General features: G+C 45.9%; 4 protein-coding genes. All 4 read right to left on the bottom strand.

Going from position 1 to position 4131, the window contains the following annotated elements:
- Positions 1-536: ACT domain-containing protein (locus tag B7Y67_RS11995; RefSeq protein WP_293598842.1), on the bottom strand; the 536-nt coding region annotated here is incomplete at its 3' end.
- Between the two features lie 45 nt (positions 537-581).
- A complete protein-coding gene (locus B7Y67_RS11990) occupies positions 582-1013 on the bottom strand; it encodes a hypothetical protein (protein WP_293598841.1) in 432 nt (143 codons plus the stop codon).
- Positions 994-1401: a surface-adhesin E family protein gene (locus tag B7Y67_RS11985; RefSeq protein ID WP_293598840.1), complete on the bottom strand. Its 408-nt coding sequence runs from the start codon at positions 1399-1401 to the stop codon at positions 994-996. Before B7Y67_RS11985 ends, B7Y67_RS11990 begins: the two co-directional genes overlap by 20 nt.
- A 71-nt stretch (positions 1402-1472) precedes the next feature.
- A complete protein-coding gene (locus B7Y67_RS11980; protein ID WP_293598839.1) occupies positions 1473-3938 on the bottom strand; it encodes a penicillin acylase family protein in 2466 nt (821 codons plus the stop codon).
- Between the last annotated feature and the right edge of the window lie 193 nt (positions 3939-4131).

Genomic DNA, 4131 nt, shown 5'->3' with positions numbered 1-4131 from the left:
AAGTCATCTGACAGAATTTGCATATAACGCGCCAAAATAACCATATCTACTTTTGAATCGGCAACGATCTCTAAAAGTTTAGCTTCTTGTGCCGGCTTAGTCTCCGGTGTTACGGGGAGGTGATAAAAAGGAATGTCGGCAAAATCAATGCTGGAGTAGACCTCACGCGGATGGTTAGAAACAATTCCGCAAATAATCATTGGTAATTCACCGATACGCCAGCGGTAGAGCAGATCCACTAAGCAATGATCTAGCTTAGATGCCATGATCAATACGCGCTTTAAATCTTTAACAGCTCGCAAGTCCCAAGTAAGATCAAAACGTTTAGCGATCTCTACAAAGCCAGTTCTCAAAGTTTTGCTATCAGCGCTACAGCTAAAGCTCACACGCATAAAGAAGCGTTTAGATGCCTTGTCATCAAATTGCTGAGCCTCTTCAATGTCACCACCCAATTCAAAGATGTAGGTTGAAACTGCGGCAACAATGCCAGGTCGATTCGGGCAGGTAAGTGTGAGGTAGTAATTTTCTGTGGTCATGGCTTTAGTAGATGGGATTGCTTGTAAGGGCTAATTTTAGACTGCTTATTTAGAAGTGGTCAGGCTATCTGCGGGGCCCGGGTATGGCTCGCTCATATCTTTGATGGTGGGAATGGGAATATCGCTGCAAATGGGTTTAGGTCCCAAGGCATTGAGGAAGTTGCAATCTTGTTTGGTGGCTGCAGAGGCGGCATGCTCCAAGGGAGATTTTCCGGTGGTTACAGTAGAGACAGCGCTGACAGCAGTTGACGGGTTAGCTGCTGCTACGGAGACGGCAGCAGTTCCAGCAGAGCTGGCTGCAGTAGTTGCTGAACTTCCAAGGGCTAAAAGAGGGGCTGCACAGCCCATCATACTGAGGCAAAGAACGGCGCCCCCAAGAGTGATGCTGAGATAAAAGCAAAAAGCAGACCAGCCCGATGGGTTTGGTCTGCTTAGGTCAGCATTCAATGGGATGTCATTATTTACGTTGGCAGACAATGTTAAATACTCCTGCTGCCCATGACTCACTTACAACAGGTTCAAATTCACTATCCGGAGTCTTGTTATCTGAAACTACTTTGCCGCTACCTTTATTGCCAGCGAACTCTTTGTATTCGATTGGGCGATAACTAATGGCGGGACAGTTATATTCGTTGATGCCAATGATTGAGCTAACGGGCTGCTTTGTTTTTGGATTAACCCCAGGCTTTTTAAAATCCAGCATTGACATGATTTGTGCTTTTTCACCAGCAGCGCTAACGGTATCTAGGTCTACATAAACTACCATGACCTCATTCGATCCCAATTCTTTCCACTCGGCGAAGCTGCTAGAGAATGGCAGCAAGGAGAGGGAAGTAAAAATAGTGAGTGCGTGTAATTTTTTCATGTTCAGTAGCAATATCGATTAATCGGTTAAACCCGAACTGGGTCTGAAGACTTTATTCTAAACTCCCCAGCTTATTTTTCCTTAATATTCAGATCCAGTTGCCGGCGAATTATTTTGGGCTTCATTTGCAGTGGGAGATATTCATTTTGAGCCCAAAGTCCACTCATATTCCGATAGAGCTTGCTTTGCACCCAGCCAGATTGTCCAGTTTGATAGATAAAGAGAGATTGCTCTAAATCGGATAAATCAAAGAGCGTCCTAAGACTGGGGGCCTGCTTGGTTTCAAAAGGGTTGTCAGCCCTCAGAAGCTCGAGGCGCCCCACATTGATGCTAAAGCTATCCCCAGGAAATGCTTGAGTCAGATTAAACATGCTTCCTAGGAAGGGGACTTTGCTGAAGGGGCGGTGCTCTGAGACGGCTATGTGCGCATTTCCCCAGACCCAATTTTTAGGGTTATCGCCAAATTGGGCGCTGAGTTGCTCGAGTGCATTATCAAATGCTGCATTAGAAGCCTCTGCACAAGTTTCAATTTTTTCAGTTTGGGGGTCGTTGCACCAAGGGCTATCAGGATTTTGTAATTGCAAAATCAAGGGTTGCCTAAAGTTACGCGCCCCATAATTTTCAGTAAACAAATAAGCCAAACGTGAAAAGAGTTTTCTTGATAACTGATCAGCCCAGGCGTTAAAGATGAGTGCACCAGCACTATCAATTTTCATATCGCCATCAAAGTTTCTACTGAGTTCAATAGCTTGTTGCGCGAGAGGATGTTTTGATTGGGCAGACTTAAATAATTCCAATAATGGTGTGGCACCCAAAGAGAGGGTATCTGCTTGCATTGACTTCATGGATGGGAGGTCATGCATTGACTTACCTTTAATGAGCTCCACAATTCTGTCGTAGCGGGTTGGCAAATCCCAGTCTCCAGTCAGTGGGTTCGGATCATTGCTGGACAATATTTTTTGGTTAGCAGTGGCTATCCAGTTTGTATCTGGGTTGTTGCTACTGGGCAGTTGATCAAAAGGGACGTACCCGGTCCAGTCATATTGTTTTTCCCAGCTCAGTGCCGGTGCTACTCCATATAGTCCCTGGTGTAATGTTCGCTTAGGAGCAACACCAGCTGTCTGAAGTGAAATATTTCCATCTACATCTGCCATTACAACGTTTTGCATGGGGGCATAGTTTTTGCGGAGGGCTTGCTTGAATGTGTCCAAGTCTTTGGCGTGATTCATATCAATCAAACCATCAACAGATTGATTCTCGATGTCCAGGGCAGTCCATCGCAAGCTCAGGGCAAAACGATCAGTATCAATAGCACGTTTGGCTCGAGCATAGGATTCTGAAATCACTGGGCCATGTCGAGTCTCTTTGACCAAAAAGCGAAGAGGGAGCTGGCCTTTGATGTCAATGATTTCTTGGCGGACCTTAAAAGGAAGTGGTCCCTCGGGCCCACGATAGACACCAGGATTTTTTGGGTCTAATTGCTCAATATATAAATCCTGAACATCTGGACCTGTATTAGTAAAGCTCCAAGCAAACTTATCAGTTCTACCTAGTACCACTGCGGGAATACCGGGTAGGGTGGCGCCAATCACATTGAGACCTGGAGCTTCCATGTGAGCCATATACCAAATCGCCGGGGCTGATAAGCCTAGATGTGGATCATTCGCAAGCAAAGGCTTGCCAGAAGCCGTGAGTTTCCCACTGAGCGCCCAGTTATTAGAGCCAACGCCATCCTTGCCACCTGGCACTTCAGTGATGGCTAATTCTGTTGCAGGCAGCTTCTTCGACTTTTGATCGCGCGCGTGTGGATTCGGATTAAAAACATTGATGTCCCGATACATTTTGGCGAAGTCAACGTTACTCACGGGATCACCTGGTGTGTATGCTGGCATTACTTCCCACACTTGTTGGGTTGTTAAGAATTGCGAAAGTTCAAGGCGTTGCAATTCTTTATGCCAATTACCACCGAGATCAAGTGCCATCATCAACATCCATGCCACGCTATCCGTGGGGGACCAGTGACCTGGTTTGGATCCAGTTAAATAGTATTCAACCGGTAGAGCCCAACCCAAGTAGGTATTGCCAGCGTTGACCCCATCCGCATAGGATTGCAGTAATCGCTTAGTGGCAATCGGGTAGCGATCAAATTGCTTTTCGGCTGCATGCTTAATTCCTAGGGTTCGAATAAAGCGATCAATTGCTACAGTTTCATTGCCTAGAATTTCAGAAAGCCGACCGCTGGATAGTCGGCGGTTAATTTCCATTTGCCAAGAACGTTCGCTAGCATGTAAATAGCCCAAAGCAAAGAGTGCATCACTCGAGCTCTTTGCCTGGATATGTGGAATATCACTCTCATCAAAGCTAATCGCAACGGAATTTCCAAGGGTTTTTATGATCCGCTTGCCAGAGGGGTTGGTTTGAGCGGAAACGAGGTAGATTATTCCAGCTGCGATGATCAATACTAGGGCTAAAGAACCCATCCAAAAGGTGGCTTTAAATAGAGATTTAAGACCTGGGTTTGGGGTGGAGATTTTCATGGGAATAGTTTAGTGGGTTTGCCGTAGCTTTCAGCCTAAGGGAGATGAATAGAGGCTTCCAGCCCTCATTGAGCCCCGCATGCTAAAATTTTGATTGTCTTGATTTATTTAGTACGGCTTTATTGCTCGTGCGAGCCCGAGTGGTGAAATCGGTAGACACAGCAGATTTAAAATCTGCCGACTCAAAAAAGTC

It is taken from the genome of Polynucleobacter sp. 35-46-11, from assembly GCF_002281105.1.
The sequence above is the reverse complement of the archived record's forward strand: the minus strand, read 5'-3'. Positions and strand labels throughout refer to the sequence as shown.